18 protein-coding genes, 1 tRNA gene, 1 other RNA gene and 1 pseudogene are annotated in these 16142 nt (G+C 41.0%); 12 read left to right on the top strand and 9 right to left on the bottom strand.

Going from position 1 to position 16142, the window contains the following annotated elements; translation table 11 throughout:
* Window positions 1-10: 10 nt before the first annotated feature.
* Window positions 11-832, top strand: a pseudogene (locus Q0779_RS20610) (Dam family site-specific DNA-(adenine-N6)-methyltransferase); the annotation flags it as partial.
* Window positions 833-977: 145 nt separating this feature from the next.
* Here Q0779_RS20610 and Q0779_RS20605 read toward each other — a convergent pair.
* Both Q0779_RS20605 and Q0779_RS20600 read right to left on the bottom strand, forming a co-directional pair.
* The gene (locus tag Q0779_RS20605) at window positions 978-1163 is read right to left on the bottom strand and encodes a DUF2970 domain-containing protein (protein ID WP_298775568.1); all 186 of its coding nucleotides are present in this window, start codon (window positions 1161-1163) and stop codon (window positions 978-980) included.
* A complete protein-coding gene (locus tag Q0779_RS20600) occupies window positions 1157-1483 on the bottom strand; it encodes a hypothetical protein (protein ID WP_298775566.1) in 327 nt (108 codons plus the stop codon). Before Q0779_RS20600 ends, Q0779_RS20605 begins: the two co-directional genes overlap by 7 nt.
* Window positions 1484-1673: 190 nt before the next feature.
* Here Q0779_RS20600 and rpe point away from each other — a divergent pair, with 190 nt between their 5' ends.
* The 3 genes from rpe to trpS are packed head-to-tail and all read left to right on the top strand — an operon-like array spanning window position 1674 to window position 4115.
* Window positions 1674-2351, top strand: coding sequence for a ribulose-phosphate 3-epimerase (rpe, locus tag Q0779_RS20595; RefSeq protein ID WP_298775564.1), 678 nt, complete (start codon window positions 1674-1676; stop codon window positions 2349-2351).
* A 27-nt stretch (window positions 2352-2378) separates the two neighbouring features.
* On the top strand, window positions 2379-3044 hold the full coding sequence (locus Q0779_RS20590) for a phosphoglycolate phosphatase (protein WP_298775563.1): 666 nt from the start codon (window positions 2379-2381) through the stop codon (window positions 3042-3044).
* Window positions 3045-3104: 60 nt separating this feature from the next.
* On the top strand, window positions 3105-4115 hold the full coding sequence (gene trpS, locus Q0779_RS20585) for a tryptophan--tRNA ligase (protein ID WP_298775562.1): 1011 nt from the start codon (window positions 3105-3107) through the stop codon (window positions 4113-4115).
* A 49-nt stretch (window positions 4116-4164) separates the two neighbouring features.
* On the opposite strand, the gene dolP is transcribed toward trpS, so the two are convergent.
* From dolP to Q0779_RS20565, 4 genes are all read right to left on the bottom strand, one after another.
* Window positions 4165-4731, bottom strand: coding sequence for a division/outer membrane stress-associated lipid-binding lipoprotein (gene dolP, locus Q0779_RS20580; protein WP_298775561.1), 567 nt, complete (start codon window positions 4729-4731; stop codon window positions 4165-4167).
* Entirely contained in the window at window positions 4728-5321 is a 594-nt protein-coding gene (locus Q0779_RS20575) for a phosphoheptose isomerase (RefSeq protein WP_298775560.1), read from the bottom strand. Before Q0779_RS20575 ends, dolP begins: the two co-directional genes overlap by 4 nt.
* 97 nt (window positions 5322-5418) lie before the next feature.
* Window positions 5419-5754, bottom strand: a complete 336-nt coding sequence (locus Q0779_RS20570; protein ID WP_298775559.1) for a YraN family protein — start codon at window positions 5752-5754, stop codon at window positions 5419-5421.
* Between the two features lie 253 nt (window positions 5755-6007).
* Entirely contained in the window at window positions 6008-7849 is a 1842-nt protein-coding gene (locus tag Q0779_RS20565) for a penicillin-binding protein activator (RefSeq protein WP_298775558.1), read from the bottom strand.
* 89 nt (window positions 7850-7938) lie between these two features.
* Here Q0779_RS20565 and rsmI point away from each other — a divergent pair, with 89 nt between their 5' ends.
* Window positions 7939-8793 (top strand): 16S rRNA (cytidine(1402)-2'-O)-methyltransferase, encoded by an 855-nt coding sequence (gene rsmI / locus Q0779_RS20560; RefSeq protein WP_298775556.1) that lies wholly within the window; start codon window positions 7939-7941, stop codon window positions 8791-8793.
* A gap of 373 nt (window positions 8794-9166) precedes the next feature.
* An RNA gene (rnpB, locus tag Q0779_RS20555) (RNase P RNA component class A) lies at window positions 9167-9516 on the top strand.
* 71 nt (window positions 9517-9587) lie between these two features.
* Here the strand turns inward: rnpB and Q0779_RS20550 are convergent.
* Complete coding sequence (locus tag Q0779_RS20550) at window positions 9588-10115, bottom strand: ester cyclase (protein ID WP_298775555.1); 528 nt, start codon at window positions 10113-10115, stop codon at window positions 9588-9590.
* Between the two features lie 198 nt (window positions 10116-10313).
* Window positions 10314-10389 (bottom strand) — tRNA-Lys (locus tag Q0779_RS20545).
* 400 nt (window positions 10390-10789) lie between these two features.
* On the opposite strand from Q0779_RS20545, the gene Q0779_RS20540 reads away from it, so the two are divergent.
* Window positions 10790-12187: a hypothetical protein gene (locus Q0779_RS20540; RefSeq protein WP_298775553.1), complete on the top strand. Its 1398-nt coding sequence runs from the start codon at window positions 10790-10792 to the stop codon at window positions 12185-12187.
* A 65-nt stretch (window positions 12188-12252) separates the two neighbouring features.
* Here Q0779_RS20540 and Q0779_RS20535 read toward each other — a convergent pair whose 3' ends face one another.
* Entirely contained in the window at window positions 12253-12807 is a 555-nt protein-coding gene (locus Q0779_RS20535) for a cytochrome b (protein WP_298775551.1), read from the bottom strand.
* 167 nt (window positions 12808-12974) lie between these two features.
* Here Q0779_RS20535 and Q0779_RS20530 point away from each other — a divergent pair, with 167 nt between their 5' ends.
* The 5 genes from Q0779_RS20530 (at window position 12975) to Q0779_RS20510 (ending at window position 15981) form a co-directional block, all read left to right on the top strand.
* On the top strand, window positions 12975-13454 hold the full coding sequence (locus Q0779_RS20530) for a hypothetical protein (protein ID WP_298775549.1): 480 nt from the start codon (window positions 12975-12977) through the stop codon (window positions 13452-13454).
* Window positions 13455-13506: 52 nt separating this feature from the next.
* Complete coding sequence (locus Q0779_RS20525; protein WP_298775548.1) at window positions 13507-13863, top strand: hypothetical protein; 357 nt, start codon at window positions 13507-13509, stop codon at window positions 13861-13863.
* Window positions 13864-14042: 179 nt separating this feature from the next.
* Window positions 14043-14882, top strand: a complete 840-nt coding sequence (locus tag Q0779_RS20520) for an AraC family transcriptional regulator (protein WP_298775546.1) — start codon at window positions 14043-14045, stop codon at window positions 14880-14882.
* A 53-nt stretch (window positions 14883-14935) separates the two neighbouring features.
* Window positions 14936-15682 carry an AzlC family ABC transporter permease gene (locus Q0779_RS20515; RefSeq protein WP_298775545.1) on the top strand — a complete coding sequence of 249 codons (747 nt, stop codon included), beginning with the start codon at window positions 14936-14938 and terminating at the stop codon, window positions 15680-15682.
* Window positions 15679-15981, top strand: coding sequence for an AzlD domain-containing protein (locus tag Q0779_RS20510; RefSeq protein WP_298775543.1), 303 nt, complete (start codon window positions 15679-15681; stop codon window positions 15979-15981). The genes Q0779_RS20515 and Q0779_RS20510 overlap by 4 nt, the downstream gene beginning before the upstream one ends.
* The last annotated feature ends 161 nt before the right edge of the window (window positions 15982-16142 follow it).

Genomic DNA, 16142 nt, shown 5'->3' with positions numbered 1-16142 from the left:
GTCAATTTAAATGAGCAAAAAACAAAGAGCCTTTCTAAAGTGGGCTGGTGGAAAATTTAAACTGATTGAAGCTTTATCTCAATACCTGCCAAAAGGTAATAGGTTAGTTGAGCCTTTTGTCGGCGCGGGTTCGGTGTTTCTTAATACCGATTTCGATAGCTATCTATTGTGTGATATTAATCAAGATTTGATTAATCTGTATAAAATTGTCCAGCATGATCCTGAAGCCTATATTAGTGCAGCCAAAGCCTTGTTTGTCGATGAGATGAATAATGAAACAGCCTATTATCAAATTCGTGAACGCTTTAATCAAAGCCGTGATCCTTTTGAGCGTTCAGTGTATTTTTTATATATGAATCGTTTTGGCTTTAACGGCTTATGTCGGTATAACCGTAAAGGTGGCTTTAATGTGCCTTTTGGCTCTTATAAGAAACCTTATTTTCCTGAGCAAGAGATCCGTGCATTTTCAGTTAAATCACAAAAAGCTGAATTTCGGTGTGTGGGTTATGAGGAAGCGATGAGCATGACTCGCAAGGGGGATGTGGTGTATTGCGATCCACCTTATGCTCCTTTGTCTACGACAGCCAGTTTTACAACCTATGTTGGTGCTGGGTTTAGCTTAGATGATCAAGCTATACTCGCTAAAATATCTCGTCATACGGCAATAGATCGTGGGATTTCAGTGTTAATCAGTAATCATGATATTCCATTGACTCGTGAGCTATATCACGGAGCAAAATTAGCTCATGTTCAAGTGCAACGCAATATCAGTCAGAAAGGCAGTGCCCGCAAAAAAGTGGATGAGTTATTTGCTTTATATGATGATGCTTACCATGCAGAATCAGCCAAGTTGACGACTATTGCTCTGAAGAAAGGCGGAGCTGTTTCTCGAATAAAGAAAAAGAAATCAGCTTATTGATATCTTTTAATGAAAAAACCTTGCTTAGGCAAGGTTTTTTTTGTACCAAAATTCAAACTTAACCTAATACTTGTGTGACAATAAAGAGTAAGCTGCCCACAAAGATGATCGCAATGAACACCCCCATAACAATAAAGGGAACAATGGATTTAGTTTGAAAATCACGTACGCGATTTTGCTCGGATTGCACACCAAAAAAAGCGGCAAGTGTGCTGATCAGTAGGTGCCAGAAATTTTTTAACATAACGGTAGGCTCTGATGGCTATTGATTGAAGTCACTTGGCTCAAAGGAATACGGTTGTTACCGTGCAGCAATTCCAAAAAGTCGATAAAGTGTAGTTGGTTTGTCAGACTATTACCGGTTAGCCAGTTCATCCAGGTTATTGTTTGAGCTTGAGCCGCACAATGATGATTAGGTTGACGCTTCGGTAAATATTGATTGTCTATTTTTGTTTGGGGTGCACAATAACGACTGGGTGATTTAACGGTGATCATACTGGTTGATGGCAGTACAAATAGCGTTATACCTAAAGCGCAACTCACGAAAAAAAGCATTATTTTCATGTGTAAAAACCCTATAAGCTTCCTTAACATGGTATTTCCTTGGTTGCCTTCCATTGCGAGCTTGTGATTATAACAAAACGAAAACCAATTAAAACATAAATGTAACAAAAAAAGTATTTTAAAAAGTAGTGTCTTTGTGGGGTTAAGGGTTAAAATAGCCTACTTCTTACACATGACCATGAGTTTGACTATGCGCCCATTTTTAATTGCTCCCTCTATTCTTTCTGCCGATTTTGCTCGTTTAGGCAGTGATGTTGATGCTGTATTAGCGGCGGGAGCCGACGTGGTTCATTTTGATGTAATGGATAACCATTATGTGCCTAATTTAACCGTGGGTCCTATGATTTGCCAAGCGTTAAGGGATTATGGGATCACAGCTGATATTGATGTGCATTTGATGGTAAAACCGGTAGATCGTATTATTCCTGATTTTGCCAAAGCCGGTGCATCTATCATTACTTTCCATCCTGAAGCGTCTGAGCATATTGATCGCAGCTTACAATTAATTAAAGAGTCAGGCTGCAAAGCGGGGCTGGTCTTTAATCCTGCAACACCTTTGCATTATTTAGATCATGTGATGGATAAAGTTGACGTGATTTTATTAATGTCGGTAAACCCTGGTTTTGGTGGTCAATCTTTTATTCCATCGACCTTAGATAAGCTACGTCAAGTGAGACAACGTATCGATGCCAGCGGTTACGATATACGGCTTCAAGTGGATGGTGGGGTAAAAGTGGATAATATTGCTGATATTGCACGTGCTGGCGCGGATATGTTTGTTGCGGGATCGGCTATTTTTAATCAACCGGATTATAAAGCCGTCATTGATGCGATGCGTAATGAGTTACAATCCGTGGCAGAAGGATAGTCAGTGAACTCACTATGGAGCGGCAAAATGACCAAAGTGAAAGCGGTTGCTTTTGACTTAGATGGCACTTTGGTGGACAGTGCACTGGATTTAACGGTTGCCGTACAAGATTGTTTATTCGAATTAGGGCTGCCGCTTTGTTCTGAGATGCAGGTGCGCTCATGGATAGGTAATGGCGCGGAAGTGTTAATGCAAAGAGCCTTAGTGTTTGCGGCGGGTGAAGTTTATAGCCGAGAACAATTACAGGCAGTGATGCCGAGATTTAAGTGGCATTATCAGCAAAACTTACAGAAACACAGTCGATTATACGATGGCGTGAAGATCGTTTTAGCGCGCTTACATGAAGTGAATATTCGTTTAGCCATTGTGACCAATAAACCTTATGGGTTTACCGTGCCTTTATTGTCTGGGTTTGGATTAAGTGATTACTTTTCTATCGTGTTAGGTGGAGATTCACTTTCAGCTATGAAACCTGATCCCCTTCCTTTACAGCATTTACTGAAGCAGTGGGCGTTGACAGGTGATGAACTTGTGATGGTGGGGGATTCTAGAAATGATATTTTATCGGCAAAGGCAGCGGGAACAAGATCAATTGGCTTGACCTACGGATACAATTACGGTGAAGATATTGGCTTGAGCGAACCTGATGCGGTTTGTCATCAAATTCGTGATATTATACCTTTGATTTTATAATTTTAAATTTACGCATTGAGTGGTTGACTGACTTGATGCACTTATGGAGTAATGACAATAATGACCACGTCTCAGCCTAAACCTATCGTTCTGAGTGGAGCACAACCCTCAGGTGAATTAACCTTAGGTAACTATATGGGCGCATTACGTCAGTGGGTGGCGATGCAAGATAGCCATGATTGTTTGTATTGTGTGGTTGATTTACATGCTATTACTGTGCGTCAAGATCCTAAATTGTTACGTGAAGCTTGCCTTGATACCTTGGCGTTATATTTAGCTTGTGGTGTCGATCCGAAAAAGAGCACGGTTTTTATCCAGTCTCAAGTACCGCAACATACTCAACTGGGTTGGGCATTGAACTGCTATGCGCAGATGGGTGAACTCAATAGGATGACCCAGTTTAAAGATAAGTCACAAAAGCATGCCAGTAATATTAATGTGGGATTATTTGGTTATCCAGTTTTAATGGCAGCGGATATTTTACTGTATCAAGCTAATGAAGTGCCTGTTGGACAAGATCAAAAACAGCACCTTGAATTAACCCGTGATATTGCCACTCGTTTTAACAATGCCTATGGTGATACCTTTACCATCCCTGAGCCTTTTATACCTGAATTAGGTGCAAAGGTCATGTCATTGCAAGAGCCATTAAAGAAGATGTCTAAATCGGATGACAATCGCAACAATGTGATTGGCTTGCTTGAAGATCCGAAAAAGATCATGAAAAAGATCAAAAAAGCCATGACAGACAGTGAAGAGCCACCTGTGGTGCGTTTTGATATTGAAAATAAGCCTGGTGTGTCAAATTTATTGAGCTTAATGTCGGGAGTGACAGGTCAAAGTATTGCGGCCTTGGAAAGTGAGTTCGAAGGTAAGATGTATGGCCATTTAAAAGGCGCGACAGGCGAAGCTGTTGTGAGTATGATTGAGCCATTGCAAGCTCGTTACAATGAGTTTAGAGCGGATCAAACCTTATTGAATCAAATTATGCATGAAGGTGCCGAAAAAGCCCAAGCGCGTGCAGAAGTGACCCTTAAAAAGGTGTATGAGAAAATAGGTTTATTAGTGTAATGCTTTCAATTTAAAATTGAATAAAAAACCTGCATTTGCAGGTTTTTTTCTAGTTCACATAATCAAACACCTTGATGACTTTACGGACCCCTGAGGTATTACGGGCAACGTCAACGGCAAGATCGGCTTGCTCTTTTGCAACATAACCAATTAAAAAGACCTCTCCATTTTCAGTAATGACTTTGATATTGGTCATATCTAAGTTTTGTTCGCCGAGCATACGGCCTTTTACTTTTGTGGTGATCCAAGTGTCATTGCTGCGTGTTGTAAAAGAAGTGGGATTACCGATACGTATTTGGTTGTGAATTTTACCCCCTAAGCCTAGATCCTTAACAACCGTAATGGCTTTATTTCTGAGCATCGAATTGGGAGCTTGGCCAATAAGCAGCACGTTGTTATTCATGACAACGGCCGAAATATTGGCCTGATTTTTTAAGTCAGGCTGAGAAGAAAGTGCACTGGCAATATTAAAATTTGCGTTGGTATCATCCAACTGTGTACCGACAGGGCGCTCGTCATTGGCCACCATGGCACCACCGACAGCCCCCACAACCAATGCACCAGCGCAGCCTTGTAGTAAAAAAAGCGGAAAAATTAATGTGAGCAAGGCTCTCACTGTTGTTCATCCTGAGGGAAGAGGGTTCTGTCAATATTGTCACATAGGCAATGAATAGCCAAAAGGTGGACCTCTTGTATACGGGCAGTGACATTGGAAGGTACGCGTATTTCGACATCATTGACGCTGAGTAAGCCAGCCATTGGGCCGCCATCTTTTCCTGTAAGCGCCACAATGGTCATATCACGGCTTAGAGCAGCCTCAATGGCTTTAATGACGTTTCCTGAGTGCCCGCTGGTAGAGATTGCCAGTAGAATGTCACCCGGTTGACCTAAGGCTAAAATTTGCTTAGAAAAAACTTCATCATAGCTGTAATCATTAGCGATAGCCGTTAATGTCGAGCTGTCTGTCGTCAAGGCAATCGCGGGAAGGGGTGGCCGTTCAACTTCATAGCGGTTGAGTAATTCAGCTGAAAAATGTTGAGCATCACCTGCACTTCCACCATTACCACAGGCCAAGATTTTATTGCCACCGAGTAAACAATTGACCATCATTTCTGCTGCCTTGGCGATGGATTCTGGTAACGCTTCTGAGGCATCAATTTTGGTCTGAATGGATTCGGTAAAACTATGTTTAATACGGTCTAACATTGATAAATCCTTAACGATTGTTTGCTTTACTACTTAATGTCAACAGACTCTTATGGGTGAGTCCACAGATGGTCGTTGAACATAAGCGACGATAAAATTAAAATGCATCGCGGATCCATTCAATATTATTTGGATCAATAGCGATAAAATCAAATCGACAAATTGCATTTATTTGCTTTAATTGTAAGTAATGGCTTGCAGCGCGTTTTATGCGATCTTGCTGCCTTTGACTTAACGCATTAATGGCACCACCAAATTGTAAATTTGAGCGGTATTTTACTTCAACAAATACCCAAACAGTACCTTCTTTCATGATTATGTCTATTTCGCCAAAGATGAAACGAACATTTCTGGCGACTAAACGCAAGCCTTGTTGTTGCAAATAGGTAATGGCTGCCTGCTCACTTGCTTGTCCATGGTTACCTTTAAGCACGCTAACGTCCTGAAGTTACATTTAATAATCTTGAGTATATACCCAAAATACGTCATCGTGTTAGTGGTAACATATTTAAGACGATGGATCGTTATTCAAGTTTCATCTGCAGAAAAGAAAAAATGTCTATGGCTTTACATTCGATAAAAAAGGTTGTGTTATTGCTATTGAGTCTATTTTCTAGCAATAACACCTGCCCATTTTTTACAAATATTAAGTTGGAAATCAACTTCTTTAACATTAATTCAGGTGCCTAATTTGACAAGGGTTTTAAATTGCCCCTTTGATAGCGACCCCAACTGAGTTGTCTATTGACGAGCCCTTGTTGATTGACCGATAAAGTACCACTTAATCCGTCTAGCTGGTAGCCAGGCAATGCACGCATTTGTGCTAATTTATCCACAAGGTCGATTGCATCATAGCCCATGCTATACAGTCGTTTTTTACTGTTACTCCAAGTGGGCCATAATTGACTCACCGTTCGAGTGTCAGAATCAGGGCGAATGAGCCAAGGTATATCACTGATAGTTAAGTTATTTAATTCTTCATCGGCTTCTCGGCCGCCATCTTTTAAATGACTTCGACTGCTGGCATAGAGAGGCACTGGCTGGGCAAAGACACTGAAGTTCACATCGATAAAGGGCTTAAGTAAGGCTAAATCATGGCTGGCGGACAGCATGTAAATGGCGTCTATGTCACGGCGAGAACGAAAGTCTGCTTTGAGCGATAAGTTAAGAATGCGTTTTAACGCGGCAATATGCTCTTTACTGTCAATGACACCTAATGCTTTTTGCACTGTCACTTTCATTTTGTCGCCGGCATCGTAATAGTGAATTTCAGCGGGAGTGTGAGTGAGGGTTTGCCATGTTTTGTTAAAACTTTCGGCCATGTTGTGACCAATTTTGTCATTACTGGCTAATATCAATGGAATTTTTATGCCATCTTTAAATAATCGATTGGCCGCATCATTAGCCTCATCACTGGGTGATAAAGCAAAGTAATATTGATCTTTATTGGGGACCTCATTTTTAACTGTATTAAGGAAGAGCTGTGGAATGATTTTATCTTGCTGCCCTTTGCTTTGTATTGCAGCTTGCAACGTCGCCACTGAACTGGGCAGTAAAGGTCCTATGACAAATTCAGCACCAGCGTTAACCGCGGCATGATAAGCGGCGATAGGATCTTGGGCGGTATCATAAAAATTGACCGTGACATCTTTGTCGTTTTGGGCTAAATAACTGGCCATAATCCCTTGTTTCACGGGGTTGGCAATAGCCGCTCTGGGCCCTGTTAGGGGTAAAAGTACCGCAATTTTATTGGGACGATAAGGCTGAGTGTTGAGTGCATTTTCGAGATCCGTTGGCAATTTTCTCGTTGCAGGATGTGTTGGATTTTGCTGTTGCCAACGGCTTAATTGACTCACAAGCTGATTGGGATCAACCGCATAACGTTTTGTTAAATAAGCGAGTTGTAACCAGCCGGTAAACGTTGAGTCGTCACTCTCTGTGGAAAAACGTTTTAAGGTTTCTTCAGATAGCGGCTGCAGTGTGCGCCAAATAGTGTCATTGACTTCATTGGCCTGTGCTGTAGGCAAGTATTGCCCCAGATGACTTAATTGACGGACTGCTTCTATGGGTTGATTACGCTCTTGGTAGAGCTGTGCTTTTAATTGATAATAACTGACCCATTGCCACTTGGCTAATTGCCAGTTAGCCGGGTAGTCTAATAGGTTAATAGCCTCGCTATAACGAGATTGCATTTTAAAGACGCGTGCCTTGAGGTACTTATATTCGGCTTGTAGCTCATTGATAGGCAATAATGTGCTGCTAAGTGAGTTAAGCAATTGTTCAGCTGTATTGTCATCGCCAGCATTAATCATGGCATGAGACGCTAATAATAAGTAGCGTTGACGCAGTTGCTGATTTTTTTCAGCTTTTGCTTTAGCTAAGTATTGCGCCGATGTTAAAGGGGCGCTGATTAAAGAAATGCTAGTCGATTCAGTCTTTACCGGGCCGGTTGGGGTTGCACAACCGAACAAAACTGCCGATAACACAGCGATAGAAATTAATTTAGTTGTCTTCAGGCTTTTTAACACAGGTCTTTACTCTGGTAAGATGCTGCCAGTAGTTTAACCTTCTCTTACGCTTGACGAAAGTCTTGTTGATAATCTATACAGAGGTAAATATGACCCTACCGGTCGCACTTTACATAGTTCCTACACCAATTGGCAACCTAGAAGATATAAGTTCTCGTGCAATAACAGTACTTAAGCAAGTATCATTGATCGCATGTGAGGACACCAGACACAGTGGTAAATTATTAAGTCATTTTAGTATTGAGACCAGAAAAATTGCCTTACATGATCATAATGAGCGTGATAGGGCTCAAGGGATCATTCAAAAGTTAGCCAATGGTGAGTCAGTTGCACTGATTTCGGATGCGGGTACCCCGTTAATTTCTGATCCCGGCTATCATTTAGTTTCTCAAGTACGGGAAGCCGGATTTAATGTCAGTCCCTTACCCGGCCCATGTGCAGCTATTACGGCTTTAAGTGCATCGGGTTTACCCTCGGATAGGTTTTCATTTGAAGGTTTTCTGCCATCGAAAGAAAAAGGCAGAGTTGATAAACTGACCGCTTTGAAAGAGGATCCTCGTACGTTAATTTTTTATGAATCACCTCATCGAATTATTCACAGTTTAACCTCGATAGCCTCTGTTTTGGGGGAGGACCGTCAAGTAGTCATGGCCAGAGAGGTGACGAAAGTCTTTGAAACCTTTTTATCGGGTACTGCTGCGGAGGTATTAGCGCAGGTAGAGGAGGATGCCAATCAACAGAAAGGGGAAATTGTGCTCATGTGCCATGGTTTTCGCAGTGCGGCAATAACAGGTGATGAGCAGGCTCTTCCTGCCAAAGTGATGCAAACATTGGCGTTATTGAATGAAGAATTACCCTTGAAAAAAGCAGCGGCAATAACGGCTGACATATATGGTTTAAAGAAAAACGCACTTTATAAGCAAGGGTTAGCTTCAGGTTTATAATGGCCGATATTGATACAGCAGATATTGATAAGGTTGATATTGTAGCTTTAAGAAAAACGCACTGTCGTAACAAAAAATAAGCAAGGGTTAGCTTCAGGTTTATAATGGCCGATATTTATGAGGTCTGTATTGACGGTTTAAAGAAAAACGCACTGTCGTAACAAAAAATAAGCAAGGGTTAGCTTCAGGTTTATAATGGCCGATATTTATGAGGCCTGTATTGACGGTTTAAAGAAAAACGCACTGTCGTAACAAAAAATAAGCAAGGGTTAGCTTCAGGTTTATAATGGGCTAGAAGACACAGTAGTTCATAAAATCATCGGTTGGGCTGAGTAATTTGCATTGATACTGGGCTTGGAGGTATACTCCGCGCCGAGTTGGCCAGACAGTTGCCGCGCCTTTGGGCGGGGAGGAAAGTCCGGGCTTCATAGAGCAGGGTGCCAGATAACGTCTGGGCGGTGTGAACCGACGACAAGTGCAGCAGAGAGGAGACCGCCTATTCAATTTATTGAGTAGGTAAGGGTGAAAGGGTGCGGTAAGAGCGCACCGCATGGCTAGTAATAGTCCATGGCAAGGTAAACTCCACCCGAAGCAAGATCAAATAGGGTTCCGTATGGCGTGGCTCGCGTTGGAACCGGGTAGATCGCTTGAGCCTGTGAGCGATTGCAGGCCTAGATGAATAACTGTCCACGACAGGACCCGGCTTATCGGCCAACTCACCTAATCTTAGAAAGCCGCTGATTTTATTATCAGCGGCTTTTTTGTGTCCAGTTTATCGTTAAATGTAAAAGGCTTTAGCGTCTGCTTTTGACTAACTCGAGTAATTTGTGAACGCAAGCTTGTCCATTAACGGGGAGTTTGTTTTCGTCAATGAGGCCTACTTGAGCGAGTACGGAACCTTGATCCCAATATATGCGCTCACTGGCGACTTTTCCGTCTTTAAAGTTGACAACAACAATCGTGAAAAAGGATATTTTCTTATAGCTAGGTGGGATATCGGGTAATAGCCAAGGAATGTGTTGATCATGGGTTAGGCTCATAACCAGTTCTGTGACTAAAAGATCAGTATTAAATGATTTTGAAATGACCTCAATGTCCATATCATCGGGAAATTGACCAATAAATTCAGAGTCGTAAAACTGCCTTACTGCTTGATAATTATCTCCTCCACGTAATGTGGGTATATTGATCACGTATGGATTTTGGCTCATAGTTCCCATAGTGTCATCGATGTTTTTATGTTCAAATTCAGCAGCCATATGCTCATCAAAAATATCAACATACTGTTGTTGAAGGGCAGGTGTTGATTCTTTCTTAGACAAGTCAACTCTCCTAACAATTTATCATTGCTATTGATTGTAGCTAACATTCTGATAAGTGTTAGTGAGTCTTAACTAGGTGTTTTTAATGAATGTGTGGGTCTTAGAGTACTAACCATATCAAAACAGTTATATAAACAAAGAGGTCTTAATGGTGAGTCAATTGATTTTGAATGGACTTAAGAGGTTTTCTAGAAAGAATGGTGGGTCGTGAAGGATTCGAACCTTCGACCAATTGGTTAAAAGCCAACTGCTCTACCGACTGAGCTAACGACCCATCTTTGAAAGCGAGCGCATGGTACCCCGCTTGTTTTATTTTAGCAAGCAAAAAATGAAAAACTTTAATCTTTATTGATTACTTGGCTTTTAAGTGTGTTTTTTTTGTTCGTTCAGCCCTTATTTAGCGACTTTGGGGCAAAATAAAAACTAAGACGATTAAGCTGGCTTTCTTTTTTTGATGAGTGAATATTCTACATACTTGCTTGCAAATATTTGAGTGTGTTTTTGTCTTATAACTGCTTTAATAAGTTGCGTGTATATTTATTGAGCAGAAACCTTAAGTAAGAAAGATTTTTACTGTATATGCTATGGGATTATCCGGCACTCACCAAGTGTATAGCGGCGCTAAGTTTTGTTAAATGATTAAAATGGTTAAGGTCTATGATAGAGTAATGATAATGAAACATTTTTTATATGCATTATTAATATGTTTGACTTATTTATTTTCATTTAGCCTACAGCTTGTCAGTGCAGCGATCCCCGCTAAGCCTGCTATTAAACCAATGCAATTGGTTAAGGACCCTGTAAGTGGTCAATTAAGGCTCCCGAGCGTTGTTGAATTAACCTCGATACAAGGGACACCCATGCAGCCTCAACCTGCAATCGTTCAGCATGATGATAGTCATTTTAGCGCCGCTTTAGATTTACATCCCTTACCTGCCACGCTTGCTTATTTAGATGATGATAATAACGCGGTCATTGAATATGGCCGCGTGCCCATCGAGGTTGTTCAAGTGACTGATGATATGTTTAAAGTAGGGGATGAATACGATTTTAATGATCCCAGTATTCAGCGTTTTATTTTTTCTAAGTCAAGCGATTATTCCCCTTATCTGCTATCCAGTTATCAAGGTTCATCACAAAAGCCTGCAGATATCGTGATTCAAAGCGCTGATTTTCAGGGAGATGAAAATACTCCCGGAGAGGGGTTTTTCGATCCAACTCCTGTTGAAGCTGTCGGTGGCAATGAGGCATTGACTTTAGGGGAGCAAAGATTGAATGTGTTTTTAGAAGCGGCGCGGATTTGGGGAGAAGCGCTGCTTAGTGATGTTCCTATTTATGTTAATGCGTCATTCACGTCATTGACCTGTAACTCAAGCTCTGGGGTCTTAGGGTCGGCGGGTCCAAATACCGTGCATGTGAATTTTGAAAATGTACCTCATGCTGATACTTGGTATGTTGGCGCATTAGCGAACAGTTTAAGTGGTCAAATGCTGGGAGAAGGTACCGATATTAATGCGTTATTCAATTCGTCAATCGATAATAATGATAATTGCTTGAATGGTATCAATTGGTATTTAGGTTTAGATGGAAATCATGGCTCAGATATTGATTTATTGACGATAGTATTACATGAGATGGCTCATGGTTTAGGCTTTATATCGTTAGTGGATGTGGCTAATGGGAGCTTGCTGCCTGTTGAGGGAGATACATTGTATCATGATGTATGGGATCATTATTTATACGGGGTGAGATTAGGCACTTGGCTAAATTTAACGGATGATAAAAGAGCATTTTCTGCGAGGAGTGAGCAGAACCTCGTTTGGCAAGGTGATAACCTTACATTACATGCAAGTGAATACAGTGAAGGGCTTCATGAAGTGGGATTATTTAAAATGTATGCGCCTAATCCAGTGGAATTAGGATCATCAGTGTCTCATTTTGATAAAAGTGTGACACCGAATACGTTAATGGAACCTGTTTTTACGGAACATACTACAGACGTGGGATTAGCAGGAGCTTTACTTGAAGATATTGGGTGGTTAAGACCTGAGACTAATACCTTGTCGCAATAATTAGCGCAATGAACAGCATTCAGCTTGAGTGTTGAATGCTGCTTATTGCTGAGATCGCGGTTGAGCTACTGAATTTTTTTGCCTAACATTCGGCTTAGTGTGTTGTCTTTATCGATGAAATGATGTTTAAGAGCGCCAATAATATGTAAACTAATGGCGGCTACCATGATGTTCGCGACTGCACCATGTATGTCCTCACCGAGTTCGCCTACGCTTGCTGAGATAGGGACGGCTTTACCGATTGCATCTAAATTAGCAGGAAACAGTTCGAAGCCAAAGATATATAATCCATGCCCACTTCCCGCAGACATTAACATACCTGATATCGGCATGAGTAATATGCCGATGATGAGTAGCCAATGAATGCATTTAGAGATGCTACGTTCCAGTTTACTGTATTGATTCGCAGGAATTGGCCAGCCATTCATATAGCGCCAAATGACACGCCAAAGGATAAAAACAAAGAGTAATATGCCAATGGACTTATGTATGGGGTACAGTGCAAAAGCATTGTAGTTCGTCATATAAAAACCGACACTGAGTAAACAAATAAAAAATACTGCAATAATCCAATGTAAGCTGAGGGTCAATGAAGAAAATTTCGCTTTAGTATCTTTCATGATTGATTTTTATTAAATGGACATAGATTTCAGTATAATATTAAAAACGAAAAAGTACCGAATCCGTGCTTGTTTTATCACCTTAATCGTTAAACAATGAAGCTATCTGTGATGAAATGGTAGTGAGGTAAAGAATAATATTAATGAAATGGGTTAAGGAAGATCAAATGCATTCAACACGTCGCCTAAGGAAAGGAGCTCAGCTTTTTTTATTTTTTATCAATATACTGCTGATGCAAGCCTGCATGGTTGTTCCCAACCCTGTTTCCGCACCAGTGCCGAGACCTGCTACAACTCTACCTCAATATGCTGTTTGCAACACAGCGACTCATCAGTGGGAGCTTCAAACACAAGAATTGGGTAGTTTAAAGGCTTGCCAATATTCCAACCAGTTAAGTGGCATTTGTATGGCAACGTTTGGCCTCATTGTGCCATTAGGCTCATTCATTGTCTCGGGCAGCGTTTATCTTATTGGTAATACGCTGCATTGGCTTGAATACCAAGGTCGCTGTGATGATGGTTTTGTACAGAGAGGTTTGGCACTATTTGATGGGGGGAGCGTAGAAATGGACTTGAATGAAAACGAAACCGATTTAATGGAGAAGATCATCGATTTCGAAGAAAATACCGTGGAACATACTCAATAAATTAAAAAATAAGGGATTAAATTTAATGGTATAATAGTGTGTGGATATATTCATGTTTGTTGAGGAAAAAATTCGATTTTTGAAAGGAATAGTGTTTGGTATTGGAGCGTTATTATCTGGTCAGTTATTCGCATCGGATGCGATTAACCAAGGTTCGATTAGTGATGTTGCGTATCGGGATGGTTATGTCACTTTAAGAGTCATAGGTGGTGATGGTGAAACCAACCACTGTGATAAATGCCCGAGCGATCCTGGGGGATTGGGATTTAATAAATGTTGGATTGAGGAATCTAAAACAGCGCAAATTAGTATGTTATTGTCTGCTCAGGCTAGAGGAAAAAAAATAGCTGGCCGCGTTCATGATATGACAAAAGACTGTACTTTATATCAAATGTCTGTCCAAGATTAGTTGAAAGTTTTCTTTGTCTGTCTAGTTTCCAAAATAGGGCTTTAAAAAATGGAGATTTATTCAATGGAGGTCGATCTCCTTTTATTATTTTAATGAGTGGTAAATGCACAATTTTGTACAAAACAAAGGATGGTGTTTAGGTTATGATGTTGAAGAGATATTTCCTGTAGTTAGCCTTAATGAAGAAATCAAAAGAACGTGCAGATTATCATGTGACTCAAGAGCTAGGCGGCATTGAGTTACTCAATGCCAGTTATCATAAGCAAAACTTTTCGCGTCATAGCCATGAAGGTTATACGGTTGGTGTGATAGAAGAAGGCGCACAGCGTTTTTTTAGAACAGGTGGCGATCATATTGCTCCGCAGCACAGTATCATTTTAATCAATGCCGATGAAGTACACAGCGGGCAATCGGCCACTGAATTTGGATGGTCCTATCGCGCTATGTATCCCGTGCCTGCACTTTTTGAATCCATTAGCCGAGAGCTTGGGCTTAATCAGGGGGCGCCATATTTTCCTGAGGCGGTGGTTTATGATGAATATATGGCAAATATGCTTAGACTGGGTTTTACGACGTTGAATCATTCGAATAATCGACTGTTGCGGGAAACTCTCATTTATTCATTATTAATCAAATTAGTGGCGCGCCACAGTAAAACCCGGCCCAGTGAGCGACTCAATGTGGCCGCTACGCCACAAATGTTGTTAGTTAAACAGTTTTTAGATGATCAGCCTAAAGTCGATGTGTCTCTCGTTGAGTTGGCGAACTTAGTGAATTTGAGTCCTTGTTATTTGCTACGCCAATTTCAGCGCCATTTTGGGCTGCCGCCTCATACGTATCAAATACAACTGAGGTTGAGGTTAGCTAAACAGTTGATAAGGATGGGAGATTCTTTATTAAATGTGGCTTTGGAGTGTGGCTTTCATGATCAAAGTCATTTCTCAAGGCATTTTAAAAAAACACTGGGTGTCACACCTGGCAATTTCGCCAAAGCTGTGGGGGGCAATATTGTACAATAATATCACCCCTCATTATTTTACAGTGTTGAAATCATCCCTTTTCAGTACTTATTATGACAATACCCAGTGAAACATTTTCAACCTCATTACACTTAGGCTTATCACGTACTCAGGCCTTTTTTAAAGGAATTATTGCAATATTCCCCTTATCTATTGCTGTCATTCCTTGGGGGATCCTTGCTGGCTCGTTAGCGATTGATGCGGGGTTATCTGCGGTTGAAACACAATTGATGTCACTAACGATATTTGCGGGCGCGGCGCAGTTAGTTGCCGTAGGCATGTTAAAAGCGGGAGTGGGTTTAGGGGGGATTTTATTATCAACTTGCCTTATAACCTCTCGTCATTGTTTATATGCCCTGACGTTAAGAGAAACGGTCAGTCCTTTGGCATACCCTTGGCGACTGGGATTAGGTTTTTTATTGACTGATGAGCTTTTTGCTGTGGCGGTTCAAAAAAAAGAGATGCAGAAAACGGGTGCATTGTCTCCGTGGTTTTTATTGGGAGCAGGAGTGAGTTTTTATTGTTTTTGGAATGCATCGACATTATTCGGTATTGTAGCAATACAGGCATTGCCAGAACTCAATCAGTGGGGGTTAGAATTTGCGATTGTGGCGACATTTATCGCGATTATTATTCCTATGCTTAAGCACTATTCCACATTTGCATGTGTCATAACGACAGGCGTCTGTGCTGTCTTTTTTGAATGGGTTCAAATACAAGCTGGATTGTTACTTTCAGCATTACTGGGGATGAGCGTCGGAGCGGTTTACGCCAAATTAGCAAAAGAGACTATCGAATGATTGGGTTAATGATAGTCATGATGGCTGTGGTGGTTTTTATGAGTCGTTATTTGTTTCTTGAACCTAGGTTACCCTTTAAAAGTCTGGAGAAAATACAAGGTTTACTGGTGTATTGTGCGCCAGCGGTATTAACCGCAATAATTACACCGATCATCTTTATTCAAGAAGAGGGGAAGCTTAATACTCATATTAATAATCCTTACTTAATTGCTGCTGCGGCAGCTTGTGTGTTGGCGTATTTTACTCGAAACACTCTGCTGACGGTGTTTGTCAGTGTGGGGCTTTTTTTGTTGTTATAGTGAAAAAATATACCCGTGATACTTGAAGATGCAGGGTTCAGCTGGAATGAAAAGCCTTTTAGGCAAGGCTTTGAACAGCGTGCTTAGTCATTCTAAGCTGATGTTCAATAACGCAGTATAAAAGGCCTTGCTTTTACATATAAAGAGGCCAGCCCTTTGGG

The sequence above is a fragment of the uncultured Shewanella sp. genome, assembly GCF_947491715.1.
Classification (GTDB): Bacteria; Pseudomonadota; Gammaproteobacteria; order Enterobacterales; family Shewanellaceae; genus Shewanella.
This window is presented reverse-complemented; position numbering and strand designations above follow the sequence as displayed.

Bases quoted from the DNA above. Each gene is read 5' to 3' on its own strand.
- Q0779_RS20605 (WP_298775568.1), bottom strand. From the start codon at position 1,163: ATGTTAAAAAATTTCTGGCACCTACTGATCAGCACACTTGCCGCTTTT.
- Q0779_RS20600 (WP_298775566.1), bottom strand. From the start codon at position 1,483: ATGAAAATAATGCTTTTTTTCGTGAGTTGCGCTTTAGGTATAACGCTA.
- rpe (WP_298775564.1), top strand. From the start codon at position 1,674: ATGCGCCCATTTTTAATTGCTCCCTCTATTCTTTCTGCCGATTTTGCT.
- Q0779_RS20590 (WP_298775563.1), top strand. From the start codon at position 2,379: ATGACCAAAGTGAAAGCGGTTGCTTTTGACTTAGATGGCACTTTGGTG.
- trpS (WP_298775562.1), top strand. From the start codon at position 3,105: ATGACCACGTCTCAGCCTAAACCTATCGTTCTGAGTGGAGCACAACCC.
- Q0779_RS20575 (WP_298775560.1), bottom strand. From the start codon at position 5,321: ATGTTAGACCGTATTAAACATAGTTTTACCGAATCCATTCAGACCAAA.
- rsmI (WP_298775556.1), top strand. From the start codon at position 7,939: ATGACCCTACCGGTCGCACTTTACATAGTTCCTACACCAATTGGCAAC.
- Q0779_RS20540 (WP_298775553.1), top strand. From the start codon at position 10,790: ATGAAACATTTTTTATATGCATTATTAATATGTTTGACTTATTTATTT.
- Q0779_RS20535 (WP_298775551.1), bottom strand. From the start codon at position 12,807: ATGAAAGATACTAAAGCGAAATTTTCTTCATTGACCCTCAGCTTACAT.
- Q0779_RS20530 (WP_298775549.1), top strand. From the start codon at position 12,975: ATGCATTCAACACGTCGCCTAAGGAAAGGAGCTCAGCTTTTTTTATTT.
- Q0779_RS20525 (WP_298775548.1), top strand. From the start codon at position 13,507: ATGTTTGTTGAGGAAAAAATTCGATTTTTGAAAGGAATAGTGTTTGGT.
- Q0779_RS20520 (WP_298775546.1), top strand. From the start codon at position 14,043: ATGAAGAAATCAAAAGAACGTGCAGATTATCATGTGACTCAAGAGCTA.
- Q0779_RS20515 (WP_298775545.1), top strand. From the start codon at position 14,936: ATGACAATACCCAGTGAAACATTTTCAACCTCATTACACTTAGGCTTA.
- Q0779_RS20510 (WP_298775543.1), top strand. From the start codon at position 15,679: ATGATTGGGTTAATGATAGTCATGATGGCTGTGGTGGTTTTTATGAGT.